Here is a 24,262-nt window from a genome sequence, read left to right as displayed (position 1 = left end):
AGAGCATGTTTCCTGCAATCAACTACATTCTATTATTTGCTTTTTATCAAAAGAACTATGGGAGCAGTAGGAAAAACCGATGTTTTTACCAAATTGTCAGACAGCACAATCCTTCTAAGTGTAAAATCATCAAGAGCGGGGATTATATAAGACAATGGATTTAATACTGGCAATAAATTATGTTTGGATTTTTTTTGCTTTAAATTAAAAATATTTTGATGAATGGAGCCTATCCACACAATTCTTTTAGGTTCAGATAAATAATAGTTCGATTGCCAAATAGTTAAATCAAAAATCAACTTGGATTTTTTATCTTGATACGTCATCATCAAGCCTGGCTTTTTATTTTCATATAACTGAGTGAGTAAAGGCAATTTAACATTTGATGGTGCATTATTCATTCGCATCAGTAATCTGGTAAAAAAAGTTTTATCACTCTGTGGTTCCCAACCAAATTGTTCAAGCTTATTTTGAAAAGCATCCAAATCACCTACATATTGAATGTTTAAAAGGCTTATTCGTTTTCCAATTCTACTTAGCCGGTACAAAGGTAAAAGAGGCTTTTGCTGATCCCACCATTGTTTTTCTGTTAGAGTAAATTCCTTATGGTAGGGCATATGGTTATGAACTAACTCTTTAAAATTCACAACGGTTGAAATTGCTGTTGCAAATACAATAACCATAAATAGTGATATGAGCATAATTAATGGATGTTCATTCTTTATAACAGAAGTACTAAACCTTCTATACACCAAACAATGAATCAAACAAACTTCAGCTCCCAACAAATAAGCAGCTAAAACGTCAGAAAGCCAAAAGTCGCCTAAATAGATATTAGCAAACCCACTTAATCCGAGAACAATTAATATAATTGTTTTAAAACTGCTGGTAATTAAGGAATACTTGCTATTTATATAAAATAAAATAAAACCATACAGTGCTGTTGCAATCGAGATACTAACAGATGGAAAAGAAGAACCAGGCAAAGTAACCAAGAGTCCTTGCGGTCTGGGGCTATCAATTATTTTAGTTAAAAATAAAGCAATAACACAGCTCAATAGGGTTATGCTGCTTAAATAAACTGTAGCTCGATAATTTTTATGATAAACAAACCATATACAAGAGGTGATGAATAGCCCAGTTAACGTTGATTTACTTGTTAATTGAGCACATACAATAAAAACTGCTTCCAGTAAGGAACTGTGAAAGCTTTGCATAAAAAAATGCACAGGCACATTGATATAGTCTAGCAGTTGACCTTCAATGGTAAAAATAACTAAAATCAAAAAGAGAAGAAAAATCACTAGAGCAATAAGTAATAAACCAACTGTATTGTAATGATTTTCCTCTTGAACAGGAGTGATAGCATTATATACTTTAGATAGTCTGGGGGTTGTCTTAATTTCTAACCAAAAACGATGCAAGTTACTTTTCAAAAATGAATTTAACTTAATAAATAACCATTTGAGAACAAGACTAGTCAACCAAATAACAGCAAGAATCACCAATATCAGGATAAAAAATCTTGTAGCTCCTTCTGCTGATAACTCATGTCCTGCTGCACCAATCAATACCCCTGGCATAACATATAAAATCGACCATCCGATAGCAGAAACTATATTTGCAATCAGGAATCTCCATTGTTTCATATGCATTATTCCAGCAATTACCGGGATGATCGAACGTAATGGACCAATAAAACGACCAATTAATACACTTTTACCACCATGGCTTGCAAAAAAGTCTTTACCATATTTCAATAAGCCCGGATATTTTCTAAAGGGCCAAATCTCAATTAAACGATCACTATAAAAGTATCCCAAAAAGTAACTAAGACTATCTCCACAAACAGCCCCCAGAGTAGCGGCAAGCAATGTCAAATCAATACGCATGATTCCAGAACCTGCTAATATCCCTATTGCAGTCATGGTGACGGAGCCAGGTATAATACTCCCGATGACAGCTAAAGATTCGCTTAAAGCGATTAAGAATGTGATAAACAGAGACCAATGTGGGTTTGCTTGTAGCCAGTAAGTCATTGGTTGCACATAATCTGCTAACAAATTCATAATTTCCTATTATTTAAATTGGTTCAAAAAATACTGTACAAAATGTTGGCTTACTTCCTCTAACTGAATAGCAGGATCGAAATGACTCATCTGTGTCATTTCCATTTTAGCAAAACCACACGGGTTTATACCTGAAAATGGGCTCAAATCCATATTCACATTTAATGCTATACCATGATAGGTACATCCATTTTTAACCCTAAGTCCTATCGATGCAATTTTTTTTTCACCTATGTAAACCCCAGGTGCCCCACTGCGAATGTTTGCTGGAATTTTATAATGTTCCAAAACTGAAATTAATATTTCTTCCAGTTTTGCTACTAAAGTTCTTATGCCCAAGTTTCTGCGACGAATATCCATTAAAACATAAGCTACTAATTGACCTGGACCATGATATGTAACTTGTCCACCACGATCTGATTGCACAATTTTTATAGAGTTGGGGTTAAGTACATGCTCTGGTTTCCCTGCCTGCCCCTGAGTATATACTGGATAATGCTCTAATAACCAAAGCTCATCGTAAGAATTACTGTCACGGATTTCAGTGAACTTCTTCATCTGCCCCCATATTTCAGTATAATCTTTTATGCCTAAATTACGAATTATCATTATAAAACCATTTTCACAGCCGGATGTTGACTTAAATCCTGATATAATCCATCCAGCGAAATTTGATTTTCCGCATATACTGTCACAGTAATAGCAAGGTACTTGTTTTGCTCGCTTGTTTTATGAGTTAAATGTTCATTTTCAAAAGTAGGGAAGTGATTAATAACAATTTGCTTGATTTCATTGAGCAATAATTCTGAGTTAATACCGATAATTTTTATAGGAAAATAGCAAGGGAATTCTATTAATGTCGTTTTTGTCATAATTTAGTTTACTAGTAGTTGTTGGTAAGAATCATTAATTATCCGCCAATATTCGCCAACTTTTCCGCCATTAATTAAAGAATCATTAATCCTTGTAATAGGGAATACTTCTTTTGTCGTACTTGTTACCCAAACTTCCTGGGCAGAAAAAATCTCTGAAATGCTAATTTCTATTTCCCTGAACTTTAAATCTAATTTTTTAATTATTTCAATAACAACTTGGCGCGTAATTCCTGGTAAACAAAGATTATTCATGGGTGGAGTCTTAATAACACCATCCTGGGAGACAATGAATACGTTAGTACTACTTCCTTCTGTAATTAGACCATTCCGGGCAAGAATTGAAGTATGGAATCCTGCAGATACAGCCTCATCATTCAATAATATATTGGCAATTAAAGAAGTAGTTTTTATATCGCATCTCATCCACCGAAAATCTTCAATCAGTTTTGCTGACATCCCTTTTTCCTTATCTTCCTTGGTAGGAAAGGAATTATGCATGGTGAATGCGATAACAGAAGGTGTGATGGAAGTAGGGATATCATGTTTGCGTACCCCTTGGTTTCCTCGTGTGACTTGAATATAAACTTGTAAATTACCGCCATTATTTTCTGATATTAGTCTATGAATTAAACCATGCCAGTCATAACTTGGTATGGTCATTTTAATTTTTTTCATATTTGAGAATAATCGGTCAAGATGTTTGTCTACAAAATAAGGTCGCCCATGGTAAACAGGAAGCACTTCATAAACCGAATCACCAAAAAGAAAGCCTCGATCAAATATTGAAATCTTTGCTTCAGATTGAGAACAATACTTTCCGTTAACAAATGCGATATTCATTATGAAAATATCCTAGGAACCGAACCATCGCTTAAATGCTAACCGTATCGAATCTTTTGTTCTGGTATAGAATCCACCTGACTCCACTGTTTGCAAAGCATAAAGCGGTTTGCTTGACACGATATTGTTATTAAATTGCACAATAATATCACCAACTTTATCGCCTTTCTTTATAGGAGCTTGTAAATCATTAGAAATTTTAGTTGAAATATTTAACCTTTCATATTGACCAGCAGGTATCGTAATAAACTGATCTTCTGTCAAACCCACAGTGATTTTATCAGAAGTTCCTTTATAAAGAGGTAATTCAGCAATTGATTGTCCGGCTTTATATAATTGATGTGTTTCAAAAAATCTAAATCCGTAATTTAGTAATTTTTCACTGTCATCAGCACGCACAGAATCACTGGGTTCGCCTAAAACCACAGCTAATAAACGCATATTATTACGCTTTGCGGAAGATACTAAACAATATCCGGCGTCATTCGTGTGGCCTGTTTTTATACCATCAACTTGGCTATCTCGCCACAATAAACGATTTCGATTAGGTTGGCGTATACCGTTATATGTAAACCATTTTTGTTTATACCAATCATAATATTCTGGGAAATCGAGTATTAAGGCTCGGCCTAAAATTGCCAAATCTTTAGCAGTTGTATATAGATTAGGATCAGGTAATCCTGTACTGTCTGTAAAATGACTGTTTTTCATACCCAAGTTTTGAGCTTGCTGATTCATAATATCAGTAAAAGCATTTTCCGAACCACCAAGGTGCTCTGCCATTGCTACACAAGCGTCGTTACCAGAATCTACTATAATGCCTTTTAAAAGGTCTTCAACAGAGACTTGATCACCCTCTTTTATAAACATACGAGAGCCACCTGTCTGCCATGCATCACGGCTCACTCTTACCATATCAGTAAGATGAATTTGTCCACTCTTCAATGCATTAGAAATGACATACAATGTCATCATTTTGGTCAAACTGGCAGGTGGTAATTTTTCATCACTATTCTTTTCTGCAATCACTTTTCCACTATTCACATCAATTAATATATAAGCTTTGCCATTAAGTAATGGAGCAGCTGGAGTTGTAAATGGCTTCGTGGTGACTGTGGGAGAAGGCTTCTGTAAATCAGAGGAGGGTAGCACTTCATCAGCCATTGAATTGGTAGATTGTACAAATAAAGTAATAAAAAATAATAGCGTCAATAGAAAAGACGTTGCTCTGGTCATGATATTACCTGATATAGTTGCAAAATGAATGTATCTTATCACAGCCTTTTGCAGGCAACCAAATGGCATATTAAAAATATTAATATTTTTTTATAAAGCTAAATAAGTTGCGAATTAATTTAATCGCACTTCGAAAATTATTATTTTTTGGTAATATTAGCAATAAGTCATAACAATAAGAAATATCAAAGAATATGCGCAAACTATCTATTATTTTTTCAATTTTTTTAGCAAGTTGCCAAACAACTCATGACAAACCCAACCTGACAAATAATAAACACCAGACTACTCACACTAAAAACTCTGTCTACGATCGATATAAATACAAAACCAATCGTTATACAATTCAGCAGGATGCTGCTCCCAAACAAGATAAACAAGTAAGCTTTAAAGAACCAGTACCTGTCAAAGAACCATTAAGCAGATATGGCAATCCTTCTGAATACTATGTTGACGGTCGTACTTATGAAGTCATGAAAAACTCAACAGGGTATAAAACTCGTGGCATTGCCTCATGGTATGGAACAAAATTTCATAAACAGCGCACCTCCAGTGGTGAACCTTATAACATGTATGTCATGACTGCTGCCCACAAAACATTACCTTTGCCAACTTATGTCAAGGTAAGAAACTTGGAAAATGGCAAAGTTGCAATAGTTAAGGTTAATGACAGAGGACCATTTCACGCAAATCGTGTCATAGATCTCTCTTATGCCGCCGCATTAAAACTGGGGGTTTTTCCCAAAGGAACAGCTCATGTTGAAATTGAAACGCTAATGGGACCTGCTGGGCAAGGTCATTATTATTTACAGGCAGGAGCTTTTTCCTCAGAAGCGCTGGCGAAACGTTTGAAAGAGAAACTAATTCATATTACGCCGTCGCCGGTGTTTATTGAACACTATAAACAGCACTATATTGTTCGAGTAGGACCTTTTGGTAACAAATTAATGGCTGACAACCTTAAAACAAAATTATCAAATAACGGAATAACAGGATCCTTTTCTGTTTTAATTTAATTTGTTTCGTAGAAAAAACTGGTTAATTCATACCTTTAAAAAAATAAGAAAACTCAATCAGAATGGTTTGGAAAAGTAATTGTTTTACGTCTAACATTTTACTCAAACTGATTCTGAATGTGCGCGTAACTTATGTTAATTTTACTAGCACATTATGACTCTATCGATGACACTCTCATCAATGGATATCATCTTGGTTCTATCTAAAGACAACAATTTATTTTTAATAAACAATAATAATAGCTAATTAATAGATTAATGGATAAAATTGATTTTATAATTCAATTTTAACTACCTTTTCTTAAGAGGTATTCAATCAATGCATGATGGCTCTGTATTTTACACTATATTTCTGATATTTGCTGGAGCTGCTTTTTTTTCTACCCTGGTATTGTATACCAAACAGTCATTATTGGTCGCTTATATAATACTCGGAGCGATCTTTGGTCCTTGGGGATTAAAGCTTGTCTCTGATGTCACAGTTGTTAAACAGGTGGGTGACATCGGAATAGTATTCCTGCTTTTTTTACTAGGATTGCATTTACAGCCTCAGAATTTGATTCATATGCTAAAAAAAGTTACATGGATTGCAATTGTAAGTTCAATTCTATTTGCTGCGCTTGCCTATGGAATTGGGAGATGGTTCGGCCTCACAGTAACTGAGTCGTTGATATTGGGCGGGGCCATGATGTTTTCAAGTACAATTATAGGCTTAAAATTATTACCGACAACCATTTTACATCACCAACATACTGGTGAAGTGATGATTAGTGTGCTTCTAATGCAGGACGTTATAGCTATCGTTCTCTTGATATTAATTAATGGTGCCCATCAGGATGGAAACCTATCAATCAATGATTTCATCCTTGTTATTATCGCACTACCTGCCTTGTGTCTGTTCTCCTTTTTGTTTGAAAGATATATCCTGATAAAATTGCTGGCACGTTTTGATAGAACTCAGGAATACGTTTTTTTACTCTCAATAGGATGGTGTTTGGGAATATCAGTTTTAGCACAGAAAATAGGGTTATCAGAAGATATAGGCGCTTTTATAGCAGGAGTCGCTTTGGCATCCAGCCCAATTTCACTATTTATTGCTGAAAGTTTAAAACCATTAAGAGATTTTTTCCTTGTCATGTTCTTTTTTTCGATAGGAGCCACTTTTAATTTTGGGTTTGGAGCCCAGGTAGTTATCCCGGCAGTGATATTAGCAACATTGATACTGATTATTAAGCCGTTGCTATTTTATATATTGCTTGCCCGCTCCGGTGAGAAAAAACAAGTAGCAAAAGAAGTGGGAATTCGCCTGGGGCAGGGGAGTGAGTTTTCTTTGTTAGTTGCGAGCATCGCCCTGAGTACAAATCTGATTTCAGAAGTTGCCTCCAATTTAATCCAGGCAACAACTATTTTAACTTTTATCGTTTCATCGTATCTTGTTGTATTGAAATATCCAACACCTATAGCTTTATCTGAAAAAATGCGTAAGGATTAATCAAATGAAATTACTGGTAATAGTATTATGCTTGCTCAGTGAACGGTTTTTAATCCATTCAATTTCCTATCAGCGATTTTCCTGGTTTAGTAACTACTGTCTATTTCTAAAAAAATTCATTGATAAAAATGAATATTTTTCTAATCCTTGGGCTGCCTTGATAGCTATCATATTACCTATTATTCTTCTCACCTCCCTTATCTATTTTTCACTACAAAGTATTCTGTTTGGATTATTTGGCCTAATTCTTAGCCTGTTTATTTTTTACTACTGTCTGGGGCCACAAAATGCTTTTTACCCAATTGTGGAAAAGCGTACCAATCAAACTGAAACCGATTCAATTGGAGAATATTTAACAGAGGTAAACAGCCAATTATTTGCTGTTGTATTCTGGTACATCATCGCAGGGCCAATTGCAGCATTAACCTACAGATTAATTGCTTTATGTAAAGAAATTAATTTTATAAGCATTCAGGCAAGTCAGATTGCTAACATTCTTGAATGGATACCAGCCAGAATCACTGCATTACTGTTTTTATTAGTTGGAAATTTTCAACGAGGTTTTCATCTATTCGTTCAACATGTTCTAACTTCTCCTGATTCAAATCATAAAATACTGAGCGAGTGTGGTTTGCAAGCAGTTCGTATCAATGATACTGAAGAAGTGCCAATGGCCGTTGCTGAAAATCTTGTAGAACATGCCACAATAGTGTTATTGGTTTTTATTGCATTATTTACATTAGTAGCTTGGCTATAATGTTCTGTTTAACAATAAATTAATGTGGGACTTGAATCATGAACACTGCATTCCGTTTACTTTTTTGTCTTATTATATTGGTGCTTTCAGCTTGTGCCACACTAAACAATAAAATTGCCCGTCATAAAACCTTAAGCCAATGCCGACAAACTTGTCTTCAACAACTTGATTACTGCAAGCAAAATTGCACAAACAATTGCCGAGATTGTTCTGCAAAAACAAACAATTTTGCCAAACAAAATTATCTGGAATACCTTCACGAAGTTAAAGTCCAAGGCGGATATATTACTCGCGGGTTGCAATCTTACCGTGATCCACTACAATGCCGCAAAGTAACTTGTAATTGCTCTGCAGATTTTAATGCATGTAATCAAGGTTGTTCTGGTGTAATTCAGAAAAAATTACAACCCGTACCATACTGTTCATAAAATTATTGATTGCTGGGGAACTATTTCATGACCAATGAAACAAATTTAGATCTGGATCCAATAGAAACGCGTGAATGGCTGGATGCCCTACAAGCTGTACTCTTTAATGATGGCCCTGAGCGTACTGCATTTCTTCTACAACAGCTTCTTAATAAAGCAAATGCTGAGGGGGTTAAACTAACCAGTTCAATTAATACTCCCTACAGAAACACCATAAAACCTCACGAAGAAAAACAAATGCCTCCCGATGAAGGAATTGGAAAGCGCATCAATGCATTAATTAGATGGAATGCTGTTGCTATGGTGCTTAGAGCAGGTAAATATGCACCAGAGCTTGGTGGTCATATCGCTTCTTATGCTTCCGCATCAACGTTATATGAAACTGGATTTAACTATTTTTTTAAGGGACAAAAAGGAGAAAACGGCGGGGACTTGCTTTATATCCAAGGCCACTCGGCTCCGGGTATTTATGCCAGAGCATTTCTTGAAGGTCGATTAACAGAGAAACAACTTGAAAAATTCCGACAAGAAGTAGAAGCAGATGGTCTATCTTCCTACCCTCACCCCTGGCTAATGAACGATTTTTGGCAATTTCCCACCGTATCCATGGGTTTAGGCCCTCTACAAGCAATATATCAAGCCCGCTTTCTAAAATATCTTGAAAACCGAGGACTGATCAAAGCTGAGGGTCGGAAAGTGTGGGCATTTTTGGGTGATGGCGAGATGGATGAGCCTGAATCAGTTGGAGCACTCAGTATTGCAGCACGAGAAAAGCTGGACAATCTCATTTTTGTGGTGAACTGCAATTTACAAAGACTTGATGGGCCTGTACGTGGTAACGGTAAAATCATTCAAGAACTTGAAGGTCTATTTCGTGGAGCTGGATGGAACGTTATCAAAGTCATATGGGGAGGTCGATGGGATCCATTATTTGCCCGCGATAATCAGGGCTGGCTACAGAAAAGAATGGAAGAATGTCTGGATGGAGATTATCAATCTTACAAGGCGAACGATGGGTCCTATGTAAGACAGCATTTCTTTAATCAATACCCAGAGCTAAAGAAAATGGTTGATAATATGACTGATGAGGAAATTTGGCGTTTAAATCGTGGTGGCCATGATCCTCAAAAAGTCTATGCTGCTTATGCCAAAGCAGTTGAGCACAAGGGAACTCCAACCGTAATCCTTGCAAAAACCATAAAGGGATACGGAATGGGAGCAGCTGGTGAGGGTCAAAACATTACTCATCAACAAAAGAAAATGACCATAGATCAACTAAAAGCATTTAGAGATCGATTTAATATTCCAATCAGCGATGACAAAATTGCTGATATTCCTTTCTATAAACCTGATGATGACAGTCCTGAAATCAAATATATTAAAAAACAAAGGGAAGCTTTGGGTGGTTATTTACCTCATCGGTCAACTGAAGTAGAACCGTTAAAAATACCTGATTTGGGAGAATTTTCCGGTATTACCAAAGGATTAGGAGATAGAGAAATCTCCACTACAATGGCTTTTGTGAGAATTCTTTCAGCTCTACTCAAAAACAAAGACATCAGCTCCAGAATAGTTCCCATAGTACCAGATGAATGCAGAACATTTGGTATGGAGGGATTATTCAGACAAATAGGAATTTATTCTCCTGTAGGCCAACTTTATACCCCTGTAGATCATGAACAAGTGATGTATTACCGGGAAGCAGTTGACGGGCAGATTCTTGAAGAAGGCATTAATGAAGCTGGGGCATTTTGCTCGTGGATTGCTGCTGCTACGTCTTACAGTTCAAACAAACTGGCAATGATTCCGTTTTATATTTATTACTCTATGTTTGGTTTCCAGCGTATTGGTGATTTGGCATGGGCGGCAGGAGATATGCAAGCGAGAGGATTTTTGCTCGGTGGAACTGCTGGACGAACAACGTTGGCTGGAGAAGGATTACAACATCAAGACGGGCATAGCCATGTTTTAGCATCAACAATACCCAATTGTATTTCTTATGATCCCACATACGCTTATGAATTAGCAGTTATCATCCAAAATGGCTTGCACCGTATGTATGAAAAACAGGAAAACGTGTTTTATTACATTACTATTATGAATGAAAACTACTCTCATCCCGATATGCCTGCAGGAGTAGAGGAGGGTATTATTAAAGGAATGTATCTCTTAAAAGAAAATAAGAAAAAATCAAAAAGCCATGTCCAGCTAATGGGATGCGGTACTATTTTACGTGAAGTTATCAAAGCAGCAGAGATGTTGGAAGAAGATTTTTCAATTACATCGGATATCTGGAGTGTAACCAGCTTCAATGAGTTACGTAAAGAAGGTTTGGCTGTTGAGAGATACAATGACATGCACCCCAAGAATAAACCTCAAGAAAGTTATGTTACATCACAACTAAAGGGACGTCGTGGACCTATTATTGCCTCAACTGACTATATGCGTATTTACGCAGATCAAATCAGGCCTTTTATTTCTAATCGCTATGTTACCTTAGGCACAGATGGTTACGGCAGAAGTGATACCCGATCCCAACTGCGTCATTTCTTTGAAGTTGATGCAAAATTTATAGTCTTGGCGGCATTAAATGCACTTGTAGCTGAAGGTGAGCTAGACAAAGCAAAAGTTGTCGATGCCATGAAACGTTACAATATTAATCCGGATAAATTGGATCCAATGACCCATTAGTTAAACAAATAATCAGAACAGAAGATAGTTCCGGTTTAACTGAATGCTGAGGAAAATATGACAAAAGAAAGTGAAATTAAAATTCCTGATATCGGTGGCGCCAATCAAGTTGATGTCATTGAGATTTTAGTTAAGGAAGGTGATCAGATCGAAGTAGATACACCATTGATTACGCTTGAATCTGAGAAGGCAAGCATGGACATCCCTTCTCCAATATCTGGAACGGTAACGCAAATTCTCGTTAAAGTTGGTGACAAGGTATCCGAAGGCGATCTCATCATCAAAGCCAAGTCAGATTCAACAACAAATGGTTCTAGCCCTCAGGAGAAAAAAGCTGAATCAGAGCAAGCCAAACCAGAAAAAAAACCCGTTGATACAAAAACAAACGTATCTACACCTGATTCTAAAGATATCGAAATATCCATTCCGGATATTGGTGGCGCAAGTGACGTTGATGTCATTGATATTTTAGTCAAACCAGGGATGGAAATAGAAAAAGACCAGGCATTGATTACATTGGAGGGTGATAAAGCAACGATGGATATCCCTTCGCCCTATGCAGGTAAAGTCATCGAAATGAAAATTAAATTAGGTGATAAAGTATCCCAAGGCTCTCCTATTCTAACTCTAAAGGCCTCAGCAAGACCTGAGACACCTGAAATCGAAAAAAATCAGATCAAAAATATATCAGAACAATCTATCAAGGAAATAGAGAAACCAGGTGAAGAGTTAAAATCTAAACCAATATCAATTAATAACCTGGATATAACTGAATCAAAAAATATTTTAATATCTGCAGGCCCAGCCGTAAGAAGATTGGCAAGAGAATTTGGAGTCGATTTATCTCTGGTTCAGGGAAGTGGAAGAAAATCTCGTATTACGAAAGAAGATCTCCAAAATTATATCAAAGTACGTTTAAGTGAAAAAACCACGTCTGGAAGCTTCAGCTTACCATCAAATCCAGCCATAGATTTCAGTAAATTTGGTTTAATTGAAACAAAGCCTTTAAACAAAATTAAAAAGCTTACAGGAACAAACGTACATCGCTCCTGGATAAGCATTCCACATGTCACTCAATTTGATGAAGCAGACATTACAGACTTGGAAGCGTTTAGAAAATCAGAATCGGAGAGCACTAAAAATCAAGATTACAAATTAACCCTGTTAGCATTTGTTTGTAGCGTAGTTTGCAAGGCACTCCACGCTTACCCGCAATTTAATGCATCACTGGATGCCAGTGGTGAAAATTTAATTTATAAAAAATATTATAATATAGGTATTGCAGTAGATACACCTAATGGTCTGGTCGTTCCCGTAATAAAGAATGTCGATAAATTAAGCGTGATTGATATTGCAAAAGAAATGTCCAGACTCAGTACGAAAGCTAGAGAAAAAGGATTAACACCTATTGATATGTCAGGCGGTTGTTTTACAATTTCTAGCCTTGGTGGTATAGGCGGAACGGCATTTACTCCTATTGTAAATAGCCCGGAAGTTGCAATTTTGGGTTTATCAAGATCAGTAATAAAACCCATATACGATAATAAAGAGTTTAAGCCCAGATTGATGTTACCTATTTCACTTTCTTACGATCATAGGGTAATCGACGGTGCTGAGGCAGCCAGGTTTAGTCGCTTTATTTGTGATTGTTTAGGTGATATCAGAAGAGTTTTACTCTGACATATAGAGGAATAGAGCTATTGGTATTTCCTGGCTCCGAATGAAATGCCAATAACCCAAGAAAACATATTTTTTAATGAGGCTTCGTATGGCTAATAAAATTAAGACAGATGTAGTGGTATTAGGTAGTGGACCAGGTGGGTACACCGCGGCTTTCAGGGCTGCCGACTTGGATAAAAAAGTTGTTTTGGTCGAGCGTTTTGACTCACTAGGTGGGGTTTGTTTAAATGTCGGTTGCATTCCCTCAAAAGCATTATTACATATCGCTAAAGTAGTGGATGAAGCCCATGAAATGTCCGAACAAGGTGTGGCATTTGGCAAACCTAAATTCGATAGTAAAAAATTGGTTGCATGGAAAAACTCTGTAGTTGCAAAGTTAACTGGGGGACTAAAAGCTCTTGCCAAACAAAGAAAAGTAGAAGTAATTACCGGGGTAGGTAAATTTTCAGGTACCCATCAAATTCTTGTTGAAACGAAAGAAGGGACTGTAGAAGTTGAATTTGATAATGCCATTATTGCAGTAGGCTCAGAATCCATTAAATTACCATTTATACCAGAGGATAAACGAATATTTAGCTCTACGGGAGCATTAGAGCTCACAGATATCAAAGGTGATCTACTTGTATTAGGCGGTGGTATTATTGGCTTGGAAATGGCAACTGTCTACTCATCCCTGGGAGTCAATGTAACAGTTGTTGAATTTATGGATCAATTAATTCCAAATGCTGATACTGACCTGGTCAATGTTTTGCAAAAACGAATGACAAAAAAAGGTGTCAAGTTTCTATTAAAAACAAAAGTAACTGCTGTCGAAGCCAAAAAAGATGGTATTTATGTTTCAATGGAAGGAGAACACGCAACTGATAAACCACTTTGCTTCCAGCAAGTACTTGTTGCAGTAGGCAGAAAACCTAACGGTGGAGCAATCAACGCTGAAAAAGCAGGGGTCAAAGTAGATGAACGTGGCTTTATTCCAGTTGATAATCAATTAAGAACGAATATTCCTCATATTTTTGCTATTGGCGATGTGAATGGACAACCAATGCTTGCGCATAAAGCCATCCCGGAAGGAAAAATTGCTGCAGAGGTAATTGCAGGGAAAAAGCATTATTTTGAGCCAAAATGTATACCTAGTGTTGCTTATACAGATCCAGAATTAGCCTGGACTGGTCTAACAGAAAAAGAAGCAAAAGAAAAAGGAATAAGCTATGAGAAAGCCTCCTTTCCATGGGCCGCTAGTGGTCGCGCACTGAGCATGGGGCGAGAAGAGGGAGTGACCAAATTACTATTCTGCCCTGAAACTAACCGTATCCTGGGAGCTGGTATCGTTGGGGTTAATGCCGGAGATTTAATCGCAGAAACTGCCTTAGCTATTGAAATGTGTTGTGATGTTGAAGACATCGCTCTTACTATTCACCCTCATCCAACTCTCTCAGAAACAATAGCTCAGTCAGCAGAAGCATTTGAGGGCACTATAACGGATCTGTATTTGCCCAAAAAGAAGAAAAAATAATAATTACAGTTAGCTAATAATTATACCTCATTGCATTTCCTTTGCTCATGCAAGCAAAGGGATGCTTGATATATGTATATAATTATATAATAAGCCTATTGCATGAGAGTTTATTTTAGGCAAGATACAAAAGTTTTGTGAGCCAGAATTTGCTATACATCCCAAAGAAATGTTTATAACACGGCAAAAAATAAAAGGATAATCATGCAAGAAGTCTAATAAAAGGCGAAACAATTATTAAACACAATATTTTGATTAGTAATATTTGATAACACATTTGCTAATATTTAATTCATCATAAATTAAGTATGATTATTCCCAGGAGTAATGAATGATATTAAACATTCGTAGAATGAAAGATAGTGATATTGAAAATGTTTATTCTATCGAAACAAACGTTCATATTGCCCCGTGGAGTAAAGACATACTAAGGGATTGTGTGCTTGTTGGGTATGATTGCAGAGTTCTGGAAATCAATAATGGAGATAGCCCGATTCTTGCTGGATATATCATATCCAGAATAAGCAATAATAGTTGCCATATATTAAATTTGTGCATAGCCAAACCATTACAATCAAAGGGCTTAGGAAGAAAACTATTACAAACAGTCCTTTATTCTTTATCAAAATATACTAAGACTGAGTCAGTCATTTTAGAAGTAAGGCCAAGTAACAGTGTCGCACTGCATCTTTATGAAACAATGGGATTTGAAAAAGTAGAAATCAAAAAAGACTATTATAAAGATAAAAATAATGTAGAAGACGCAATCCTCTTAAAAAAAATACTTCATCACTAAAATAATGTTCTTACCATTAAAAATTTTATGGAAAAACTTTAAGTCAAGACTGTTTTTTCTTTTATTCTTTGTTAATATAGAGCTGTTCTCAAAATTTCTATGTGACTTATCCACCTGTGGATAACATTTATTGTATCCATTCATTTTATTTTCCTGGCTTCTTGTTTGATGATCAATCTTCTCTTATTTCATATGGGTTATCGTATGTAATTTATTTTTTATCATAAAAATATTTATCCACAAAATCTGTGGATAAACTTGTGCATAGTACTGTGAATTCCTTGAATCAAGGGTATAAGGGAAGTTGTCCTAGTATTAACCAGGAATTTTAAAATAATGAACGTGTAGGCTTAGATGAACTATAATTATTTGATTTTTAAATGACTCGTTAAACATAGCCTATGTGCCTTGGCTTGCCTGGCATCCAGCACTGCTTTGTAGATACCGATAACAAGAGGCGGTAAGCAGAGAATCAGTCATTTAAGACTGATAAATGACTGAATTAAAAGCATTTGTTAACGAAGAGTATGGGCTATTATATGCCCTGTTTTTGCAAAAAGTTAAAAGATCGATTATTTTGATTTCAAAAGCCCTGATAGAGGATTTAAATTTGAAAACTCTCGTCATAACAGGAATCAGTAGAGGTATAGGACTGGAAATTGCTAAAACTTTCCTTAACAAAGATTGGATAGTTATTGGCACTTCCACCAGCGGATACTCTCCTATAAAACATAAAAACCTGCTCACATACAGGCTAGACCTAACCATTTCGAAGCAAATCGCTGCATTTGCAAAAAATTTACCTAAAATTGATGTACTAATTAATAATGCCGCCGTGTTGCTTGAAGATTGGCATGAAGAAAAAATTAATATGTCCCTGTTGAAAAAAACCTTTGCAATTAACCTATTTGGTACAGTTGAGTTAACTGAAAAATGTATTCCCAAACTTAACCATGATGCACAAATCATTAATATCTCTTCAGGATGGGGGACATTCAGTTCCAATAATTCTCCATTTCAACCACATTATAAAATGTCAAAAGCCAGTTTGAATCTGTATACTAAATTGCTTGCAGAAAGACTCCCCCAAATAACTGTATCCAGTTTTGATCCGGGCTGGGTTAAAACAGATATGGGAACACAAAATGCAAAAAAACTTCCTGGTGAAGCAGCACTAGAAATTTATGACCTGATTAGTATGAAAAAGAAAAGTGGCTATTTTTGGTTTAACGGAAAACCAAGGGATTGGTAGCTAATTAAATTTAAGTTATTCTGAAACTATAAAATAAAGCATCAAAGGAGTGACAAAAGTGAGTTTCAATTTTATAAAATCAATATGGATTGCAGGTCTTATAGGTATAACTCCAACCCTGTCTTATTCAGAGTCCAATATTCAGTCTCAGGAAACACTTCAATCACATTGCTTTGAGACCTGGATGAAAAAAATGGATCCATCAATTGACAAAGAAACATATAAACAATTTGGAGACAAATATTGTCGCTGCATTTCAACTAAAAACCTCGATAATAATACAGGAGTTCAAAAAGCGATTAGAAATTGTCTGCCGCAAACAATATTACATGATGCCATGGATGAACTGGAGGAAGAGGTGACTTTATCAGAAGTAACAACAAAAACGATTGAAGAATATTGTCTTAACAGATGGAGCCTTATTTATCCAAACCAAAGTGATGATGATAAAAAAACAATCCAAGCTTATTGCGTTTGTGTCAAAACAAAATTATTAAGTTTTATAGAGCAAATAGAAAAAATATCAAACAAAGAATACAATGAAGCCATTAATGATATTAACACAATTTGTTCGGAAAATTTAAATCAATAGCATAGTGTAATATAATTAAATGTCGACTAAATAAAGAATCATATTTAGCGCCAGCCAGTTATAATGCTTTATGAAAGGCCTATTCATGTCAAGTAAAAACACCTATAACACTGTACTCAATAAGCAAGAAATAAACTGGATTTTAGAGAGGCGTATTACAAGATTTACTGATAATAAAGAAGTTTTAATTTATCCAATGGGAGCAGAACGTTATTTATCATCTGTTTTATCTGGTCATGAAGAAGACCGATATAATTTGCACAATGAAATCAAAGAAAAAAATGTCCTAATTATCCCAGGATATGGTAATAGCGCTTTTTTATTTGCTCAAGCAGGGGCTAAATCCATTCTTGTTTATGACAAAGACCCTGTGACTATAGCATGGGTAAAAGCATTTAAAAAATATTACCATTACAGAGAATACAATAATAATGGAAAACCATATCCTTCAATTGGCGAACTTCTGGCAGCTCTCACCAAATGGTATCCCCCTCTACTTAAACTACCCTCTGGAGTAATTAAAAACTCTGTATTTTGGGTAATTAACCCTAAACTATTAAGAAAATCATATATTTATTATATGCTGAGACTCACTCAACAAGCTGTGCAATTAAGAATTCAAAATGAATTTGAATTAGATCATCATATAGAGTTTTATGCGGGTGAATTGAAGCATCTGATAAAAAATCATCCATTAAAAACATTTCATACAGTATTTGTTCCTTATCTTTTAGGCGTACAAAATGGAATAGAGAAAGAGAAAGATATTGTTAGTTTTATTAAACAATTAATACAGCTTGTACCCTCTGGCCATATTTTAGTAACCCCTGCAAGAAGCACTAAAGAATTCCACCTGGTTGGGCAAAGTTACTTTTGTACGACAGGTTATTCTAATATACAGGCCATTCCTGAGTTAAAACCTTATGCCATTACAGAAGACAGTATTTGGTTTAAAACTCAAGGCCTTGCAGTATTTGGTTTAAAACCAGGCGCAGAGAAGAGTTTATAAAAATAAAGAAGGGGAGTATGCACTCCCTGCTTTTTTAGACAACATCTCGGCTGTTTCATGTCAGATAATAAAATAAAAATCAATGCAAGAGATAGGTATTTTCCTTATCTCCATCAGCGATTAATTGAGTGATTTTATTCTGGTTGATTGATCCCCCATGAAAAGTCAAATGGATTGGTAATGGGAGATCTTCTTTTACCTTATCCAATCCCTTTTTTGCCATAGTTCTCACATCGGATGAAGTGGCATTAGAATAGATTAATTTTAAACTGCTAATCATCATAGCTTGCCTATTTAAATCATATTTATCCCAATAAGTAAATTTTTCAGTCAAATTGGCAGCCATGGTTGGATTAATTTTATCTAAGCCAAGAATGGCATCAGCAACCAGTTGGTAACCTTCACCTGTAGCAGCATGAAATCCAAATGGGTTTTTAATAAATGATCCCAGTAGGGCGTATACCTTATTCGGATTAGATAAATCAAAATCACTATGACGCATTAATTTTTTTACCCGCTCTATCACATCAGTGGAGTGCGCCGATGCTTGAATACTAAACCAGTTATTTACAGCACCCGGATCGTTTTTCCAATAATTATAATAATCCTCTAATGCAACATCAGCTTCCTCACCATTTATTTCGCACAACATATTTAATGCCAAAACAGTCTCAGTCATATTTTTGCCTAAAGCATCTTCAAATTGAAGAATCAGTTTTTCCTTTGTTTTTTCAAAATCAACATTGAGTAGATAAGAAAAACATACTGATTTTAAACGCCTTAATCCCGCCTGTTTCAAATCAAAACCCTCTAATTTTCGTTTATGATCATCTCCAGCTATTTGTAATCTAAAAAGGAGATTATAAAAATCCGTTTTCAATTCTTTTGCAAGGGCATTTTGTATCAATTGACGCCCCTCATTTAATTTTTCAAAATCAGGCTTTTCCTGATTCTCAATCAACTCCTCTAAAGAGGGTAAGGTAATTAATTCAGCCAGCATCCATTCACTTAAAGAATGATCAGAAAGTAATGTCTTGTAAACAGCGAAGAACGGAGGAGATAATTCTATTTTTTCCCCTTTACAAAAATCGTTAAGTAAAGCTGAAATAAGTTGCTTTGCTGCCTCACAACGATTATACAAATTAGTGTCGAATTGCATCAATAATAATAAATCTTGATAAGAACATTCATATTTCATGTGTACAGGGGCAGAAAAACTACGTAATAACGATGGAATAGGGCGGGTCTGGATATTTTCAAATTGAAACTCCATTTCCTCTTGATCAACGATTAATAATTTATCAGCTACAATTTCTTTTCCCATACTATCGAGCAAACCCATCAGGAAAGGAACAGGGCGATTTTTCCCGTTGACTGTTTTAATTTTTAAAAGATATCTTTTTGTATCTGGATTAAATTCATCAGTTACTATCAATTCAGGAATTCCAGATTCAGTAAACCAGGACAAAAAGAAATGAAGATCTTTACCAGTTGAGTTACTAAGTGAATCAATAAAATCCTCCAGAGTAACTGCACCTCCATCATTATCCTTAAAAAATTTCGCTACTCCCTGAAAAAAGAGTTTCTTACCTACTAATAACATCATCATACGAAAAATATCAGCACTTTTTTCATAGGCTGCAGCAGTATATAGGCTTCTAACTGCTGTGTAGGCACTTTGTCGAGGCGCTCTTTCATCCAAATTCTTGCCATCCAGCAATCTTATCAAATCAGTACCAAATAGCTCCTCTCTGAACATCGCTGCTCTAAAAGTGGTAAGGCCTTCTTTTAATGGTAAATTAAACCAATCTCTTATGGTAACCCTATCTCCCGACCAATAATGAAAAAACTCATGGGCAACCACTTCCAACACTCGTAAAATACCTATATCTGTTTTAGTTTCAGGAGTTGCAAATAGATTTTCTGTATTAAATAAATTCAAACCAGTTGGCTCAGAAGCACCTGAGGCGTATTTATCCACTCCGGCTACCATATGTTGCCTCAAGGCACATTCCAAATTAAAAGTACGTTCATCCCATGCCATCGCTTCTTTCAATACTTCCTTCGCAAAATCACATTTTGCTGTAGCTGATGGTGGTACATAGAATTCGATCGGTAATTGACGGCCAGATTTTGTTTGATAATAGGTTACTGAGCGCTGTAAATTGCCTGCCACCAGAGCGAATAAATAACTTGGCTTTGGGACATCATCCAGCCAGGTTACAGAATGCAGACCCAAAGGAAGTTCTTTTTTCTCAATTAGCACACCATTTGAAAGTAAAACAGGATAATCTTCCTGATTTGCGATGATAGTGGTTTTATAAGTCGCGAGATTATCAGGTCTGTCCGGCAAATAAAATACTCGGCGTAATCCTTCAGACTCTGCCTTGACTAAGGCCACGCCCTCTGTTTCATACAATCCAAACAAATCGGTATTTTCACCTAGCAAAGAGGTCGTTTCTATAGTAAAGGGAGTATTTTGAGGTATGTTTTTGATTATTAAAGAATCTTTAGTTAGCTCATATTCATTTTCTTTCAATAAGTTATCGTTCATTTGTAACGATACTAATGTCATATTCTCACCATCCAATACCAAATCGTTTGAATGTGAATCAATACTCGGGTTGGGAACTACTGTAAGACGGGCTTTGGATTCAACTGGTTTTTTGCTGAGATCGATTTGCAAATCAACGTGAATTACAAAATAATCAAGGCTCTTATAATCACTTAACTTTTTTACCTTGGATTGATCTGTTTTCATAAATACTCCCTGTTTTACCAAAAAAACTAAAAATTAATATTCCTTATTTCAACTGATCAAAAACCATGTTATCCGCTTTCAGTTCAGTGAAGTCACAATATAAGATCAAGACAATAATTTCAATCGGGCTAGTGTTTTATTTGTTAGGACAATAGACAGCACCCTTTGCATTCAAAAGGATGCTAATTAAATAACTGTACGATTTAAACTGGCTACAGCCATAGTATAAAAGATTTAATCTCAAATACCATATTGATTTGCCAAAGTTGTCTCTGGCTTAGGAATACTTTGAAGCTGTTTTAGACACTCATTTGGATCAAGACTACATTTGCCAAAAAGAGAGTAATTATAATCCTGAGTTACCCCATACCCCATGCATCGATCTCCAGTCGCTACAATCAGATCATGAGCATAATCGGCCAGTTTCTTTGCTGCCTCTTCATTTCCTCCAAGTCTGACTACCAAATCTTTCATTTTAAGACTATTGAATTTTCCTTTGTCATAACATCTCATGAGATCCAGATCATGAGCTAAAGCCATAAGTATGCCAGATGCAGAAGAAATTCCGGGCTTGCCTGTATCTAAAGCTTCAGCCCAATATTGAAGCTCATTTTCATCGGAAAATAGCGAAGGAATTAATGACGATTTATTAGTAACCACATGGTTTAAAAATCCTTTTTGAGCATTTTCTTTGAAAGTAGCATAGATGTGCTTAGAGTGCTGTCCATTGTATGCTTCCTTAAATGCCTGCTGATAATGATTGGCATCTGTCCAGCTCATATCGTTTTCACGCCCAATTACTGAAAATAACATCATGTATTGTGCTTTTTGTATTTCTTTTTGCGTTAACTTTTGGAATTTTGGATCACCTGAATATGCTTTCAAAAACTCAGCAATGACTGGTACAAGCTGTGCAACTCGTAATGTATGAGCGATTCCATGATTTGGCCTGGGAACCAAACCCGAGGGAGTATTTAATGACCAATCCTGACCCATATTAGACCAGTGCTCCCATTCAGTATGTTTTTCCCATGCTGCCTTTACATTAGCATCTGGTTGTTTCAGTTTAGGATTATAAGGATGTTTTAAAAAATTACTCCAAACATAGTCAATGGCCTTGGATCCATTAGCAGAGAGTAGATAATCATTTTTCTCTATTTCTTTGGTTATTTTGTTATTTAGCAATAAGGAGGGGCCATTTAGAGAAAGATTTTCCTGATTAAAATAGAAAGTATCGTTACCTGTTTCATTTTTTGTTGGGCAGGTTCCTAAATGAGAGCCTACTCCGAGATTAGACAACACAAAGTCTCTAAATTCTGTCCTCCCAAAATTAATTGCAATCTCCTTATTCTTGGAAATATAACAGCCTAATTTATTATCGGGGTATTTCGAAGGTTTAATAAGTATCATATTAGGGTCTTTGATTTCAAAAGGGTGAGTTGAAATATTAACCCCTAAACTTTTTGCTTTATCTGTTATTTTATTTAAAAAAAACTCTCTCTCTGTTTGATTTTGAAAAGTAATTCTTATCATCGGACTATCAACGTTTCCCGTCGCAGTAATAGAAATCGAAGAATCCCCCGACTTTGAAGGATTAAAAAATGTTGGAGAAGTAGCCCCCGGTTTTGGCACGGGAACAATAACAGGTGTACCAATTGGTACAAACGTTAATTCTGAATTCACACTTGGAAGCTTATTTTTATGGAAAAAAATAGTATTATGGTCTTTGAAAATCTCAGCATGCTCCGTTTTCACACCTACTTTAGGTAATATAAAATGACTCAATTCCACTTTTCCAAAATTAATAGCTAACTTTCCCCCTGGAGATATATAACAACCGCAAGGATCAGCTGGGTAATTTGAAGCCTCTATCAGCAGAGAATTGCCAGGGCCTTGCACTAATGGAAAATTTAGTCCTAATTCGCTTGCTTTTGTCTTTACTTCCTTGAAAAATTTACTTTTTTCTTCTTGACTTACAAACTCCATTTTTAAATTAGGTTTACCATTATTAGAAACCCAAATTATTTTCGTTACCATAATCTACCTCTTCTATACTTAGGTGTTTTTGTGGAATTATAGTACAAAATAATTAATAATTAGTTATGGAGTACTTAATTAAGGCATAAAATCAGGTTAAAGGATTTAACAACTTTGCCTATTTTTTAGTATTAACCACTGCATCGGTTCTGGATAAGCAATCTCAATTTGATATTGGAGTATATAAACAAGACAACCAATTTGATCGGCCATATATAAGCCACAAAATTAAATGCGGTTGTACTGTACTTGAAGGCAGGGCTGAGTGAAAAACTCGCTTGTTAGGTACTTGCTTAATTATTATTTTGGCAAATACCTAATTGTAATTAACGATAAGTGATTATATTTGTGACTTCCGTCAGATCTTTGTTTGAATGATCCCTGAGATCATATGATCCATTTAAAAGAGTATTATTTTCACCGGAAAAAAACATTTTTAACTGATTAGCATTTTGACGTCTTAACTTAGGCGCCATCAAAGGATAACCATTATTATCGAGAATCTCTTCGTTTATTTTTCTTGATTCCTGATTTAGCTGTTTGGGAAATTTGACTGCACCAGCATAGGATTCTACACAATGTAAGGTACCTGTCTTTAAATTAAAAAATTTTGACATCATTTGCTCCCATTGGTTTTATAAATCTCACTTTGATAATAATAGGAAAACGATTAAAATTCACTACTTTTTATTTTAAAGAGATTGATTTTATGAGCCAAGCGCAGACAGAAAAGTTATTTTCCTACGGTACCTTACGTTATGAAAAAGTACAAATTGCCAATTTCGGTAGAAAACTGGAAGGTCAAGAAGATACATTACAAGGATTCAAATTATCTATGGTTGAAATTAAAAACACAGACGTTGTTGCGACAAGTGGCGATAATTGCCATCCCATTATTTCATATACTGGCAATCCTTCAGATACAATTCAAGGTACTGTATTTACTATCAGCAAAGAAGAGTTGGCACAAACGGATGAGTATGAAGTCTCTGAGTACAAGCGTGTGAATGTGAAATTGAACTCAGGGGTTAATGCATGGGTTTATATAAATACTCAAGACCTCTATGGGAATAACCAAACAAAAGGCTAGCTATCAATAGATATTAGTATAGAACGGATTATAGAGACTCAAATGGGCAGTTTCATTTTTATGATAAAGCTATTGAAAGTTTTATTACTGGAGTACAAGAGACATTAGAAACCAAGCCTCCCAAACCT

Annotated in this window: 20 protein-coding genes; 12 read left to right on the top strand and 8 right to left on the bottom strand. The window is 35.6% G+C overall.

Annotation, left to right across the window (positions count from 1 at the left end; genetic code table 11):
* Nucleotides 1-32: 32 nt before the first annotated feature.
* Genes OQJ02_RS07070 through OQJ02_RS07050 form a run of 5 tightly spaced genes read right to left on the bottom strand, consistent with a single transcriptional unit; the run spans nucleotide 33 to nucleotide 5,020 of the window.
* Complete coding sequence (locus tag OQJ02_RS07070) at nucleotides 33-2,069, bottom strand: bifunctional DedA family/phosphatase PAP2 family protein (RefSeq protein ID WP_265718515.1); 2,037 nt, start codon at nucleotides 2,067-2,069, stop codon at nucleotides 33-35.
* Between the two features lie 9 nt (nucleotides 2,070-2,078).
* Nucleotides 2,079-2,678 (bottom strand): lipoyl(octanoyl) transferase LipB, encoded by a 600-nt coding sequence (gene lipB, locus OQJ02_RS07065; RefSeq protein WP_265718514.1) that lies wholly within the window; start codon nucleotides 2,676-2,678, stop codon nucleotides 2,079-2,081.
* Nucleotides 2,678-2,941 carry a YbeD family protein gene (locus tag OQJ02_RS07060; RefSeq protein WP_265718513.1) on the bottom strand — a complete coding sequence of 88 codons (264 nt, stop codon included), beginning with the start codon at nucleotides 2,939-2,941 and terminating at the stop codon, nucleotides 2,678-2,680. The genes lipB and OQJ02_RS07060 overlap by 1 nt, the downstream gene beginning before the upstream one ends.
* Nucleotides 2,942-2,944: 3 nt before the next feature.
* Nucleotides 2,945-3,784 (bottom strand): D-amino acid aminotransferase, encoded by an 840-nt coding sequence (locus tag OQJ02_RS07055; RefSeq protein WP_265718512.1) that lies wholly within the window; start codon nucleotides 3,782-3,784, stop codon nucleotides 2,945-2,947.
* Between the two features lie 12 nt (nucleotides 3,785-3,796).
* Nucleotides 3,797-5,020: a D-alanyl-D-alanine carboxypeptidase family protein gene (locus OQJ02_RS07050; protein ID WP_265718511.1), complete on the bottom strand. Its 1,224-nt coding sequence runs from the start codon at nucleotides 5,018-5,020 to the stop codon at nucleotides 3,797-3,799.
* Between the two features lie 194 nt (nucleotides 5,021-5,214).
* Here OQJ02_RS07050 and OQJ02_RS07045 point away from each other — a divergent pair, with 194 nt between their 5' ends.
* The 11 genes from OQJ02_RS07045 to OQJ02_RS06995 all read left to right on the top strand — a co-directional run bounded on the left by OQJ02_RS07045 (nucleotide 5,215) and on the right by OQJ02_RS06995 (nucleotide 18,246).
* Nucleotides 5,215-6,036: a septal ring lytic transglycosylase RlpA family protein gene (locus tag OQJ02_RS07045; protein WP_265718510.1), complete on the top strand. Its 822-nt coding sequence runs from the start codon at nucleotides 5,215-5,217 to the stop codon at nucleotides 6,034-6,036.
* 319 nt (nucleotides 6,037-6,355) lie between these two features.
* Nucleotides 6,356-7,528 (top strand): cation:proton antiporter, encoded by a 1,173-nt coding sequence (locus tag OQJ02_RS07040; RefSeq protein WP_265718509.1) that lies wholly within the window; start codon nucleotides 6,356-6,358, stop codon nucleotides 7,526-7,528.
* A 4-nt stretch (nucleotides 7,529-7,532) separates the two neighbouring features.
* Nucleotides 7,533-8,285: a hypothetical protein gene (locus OQJ02_RS07035; RefSeq protein ID WP_265718508.1), complete on the top strand. Its 753-nt coding sequence runs from the start codon at nucleotides 7,533-7,535 to the stop codon at nucleotides 8,283-8,285.
* Nucleotides 8,286-8,323: 38 nt separating this feature from the next.
* A complete protein-coding gene (locus OQJ02_RS07030; protein WP_265718507.1) occupies nucleotides 8,324-8,713 on the top strand; it encodes an acyltransferase in 390 nt (129 codons plus the stop codon).
* A gap of 27 nt (nucleotides 8,714-8,740) precedes the next feature.
* Nucleotides 8,741-11,404 (top strand): pyruvate dehydrogenase (acetyl-transferring), homodimeric type, encoded by a 2,664-nt coding sequence (aceE, locus tag OQJ02_RS07025; RefSeq protein WP_265718506.1) that lies wholly within the window; start codon nucleotides 8,741-8,743, stop codon nucleotides 11,402-11,404.
* Between the two features lie 57 nt (nucleotides 11,405-11,461).
* A complete protein-coding gene (locus tag OQJ02_RS07020) occupies nucleotides 11,462-13,084 on the top strand; it encodes a dihydrolipoyllysine-residue acetyltransferase (protein WP_265718505.1) in 1,623 nt (540 codons plus the stop codon).
* Nucleotides 13,085-13,172: 88 nt separating this feature from the next.
* A complete protein-coding gene (gene lpdA, locus OQJ02_RS07015; protein WP_265718504.1) occupies nucleotides 13,173-14,597 on the top strand; it encodes a dihydrolipoyl dehydrogenase in 1,425 nt (474 codons plus the stop codon).
* Between the two features lie 331 nt (nucleotides 14,598-14,928).
* Nucleotides 14,929-15,393: a ribosomal protein S18-alanine N-acetyltransferase gene (gene rimI, locus OQJ02_RS07010; RefSeq protein ID WP_265718503.1), complete on the top strand. Its 465-nt coding sequence runs from the start codon at nucleotides 14,929-14,931 to the stop codon at nucleotides 15,391-15,393.
* A 610-nt stretch (nucleotides 15,394-16,003) separates the two neighbouring features.
* Nucleotides 16,004-16,645, top strand: a complete 642-nt coding sequence (locus tag OQJ02_RS07005) for an SDR family NAD(P)-dependent oxidoreductase (protein ID WP_322783404.1) — start codon at nucleotides 16,004-16,006, stop codon at nucleotides 16,643-16,645.
* 58 nt (nucleotides 16,646-16,703) lie between these two features.
* Nucleotides 16,704-17,237, top strand: a complete 534-nt coding sequence (locus OQJ02_RS07000; protein WP_265718501.1) for a hypothetical protein — start codon at nucleotides 16,704-16,706, stop codon at nucleotides 17,235-17,237.
* 85 nt (nucleotides 17,238-17,322) lie between these two features.
* Nucleotides 17,323-18,246 carry an ABC transporter permease gene (locus OQJ02_RS06995; protein WP_265718500.1) on the top strand — a complete coding sequence of 308 codons (924 nt, stop codon included), beginning with the start codon at nucleotides 17,323-17,325 and terminating at the stop codon, nucleotides 18,244-18,246.
* Nucleotides 18,247-18,325: 79 nt separating this feature from the next.
* Here OQJ02_RS06995 and pepN read toward each other — a convergent pair whose 3' ends face one another.
* The 3 genes from pepN to OQJ02_RS06980 all read right to left on the bottom strand — a co-directional run bounded on the left by pepN (nucleotide 18,326) and on the right by OQJ02_RS06980 (nucleotide 23,664).
* Nucleotides 18,326-21,007 (bottom strand): aminopeptidase N, encoded by a 2,682-nt coding sequence (gene pepN, locus OQJ02_RS06990; RefSeq protein ID WP_265718499.1) that lies wholly within the window; start codon nucleotides 21,005-21,007, stop codon nucleotides 18,326-18,328.
* A 240-nt stretch (nucleotides 21,008-21,247) separates the two neighbouring features.
* On the bottom strand, nucleotides 21,248-23,044 hold the full coding sequence (gene lem10 / locus OQJ02_RS06985; RefSeq protein WP_265718498.1) for a Dot/Icm T4SS effector Lem10: 1,797 nt from the start codon (nucleotides 23,042-23,044) through the stop codon (nucleotides 21,248-21,250).
* A gap of 326 nt (nucleotides 23,045-23,370) precedes the next feature.
* Nucleotides 23,371-23,664 carry a peptidase gene (locus OQJ02_RS06980; protein WP_322783376.1) on the bottom strand — a complete coding sequence of 98 codons (294 nt, stop codon included), beginning with the start codon at nucleotides 23,662-23,664 and terminating at the stop codon, nucleotides 23,371-23,373.
* Between the two features lie 89 nt (nucleotides 23,665-23,753).
* Between OQJ02_RS06980 and OQJ02_RS06975 the strand changes: the two genes are divergently transcribed.
* Nucleotides 23,754-24,134: a gamma-glutamylcyclotransferase family protein gene (locus tag OQJ02_RS06975; protein ID WP_265718496.1), complete on the top strand. Its 381-nt coding sequence runs from the start codon at nucleotides 23,754-23,756 to the stop codon at nucleotides 24,132-24,134.
* The last annotated feature ends 128 nt before the right edge of the window (nucleotides 24,135-24,262 follow it).

Origin of the sequence: Legionella sp. PATHC032 (genome assembly GCF_026191185.1) — a bacterium.
In the GTDB taxonomy this organism is placed as follows: domain Bacteria; phylum Pseudomonadota; class Gammaproteobacteria; order Legionellales; family Legionellaceae; genus Legionella.
This window is presented reverse-complemented; position numbering and strand designations above follow the sequence as displayed.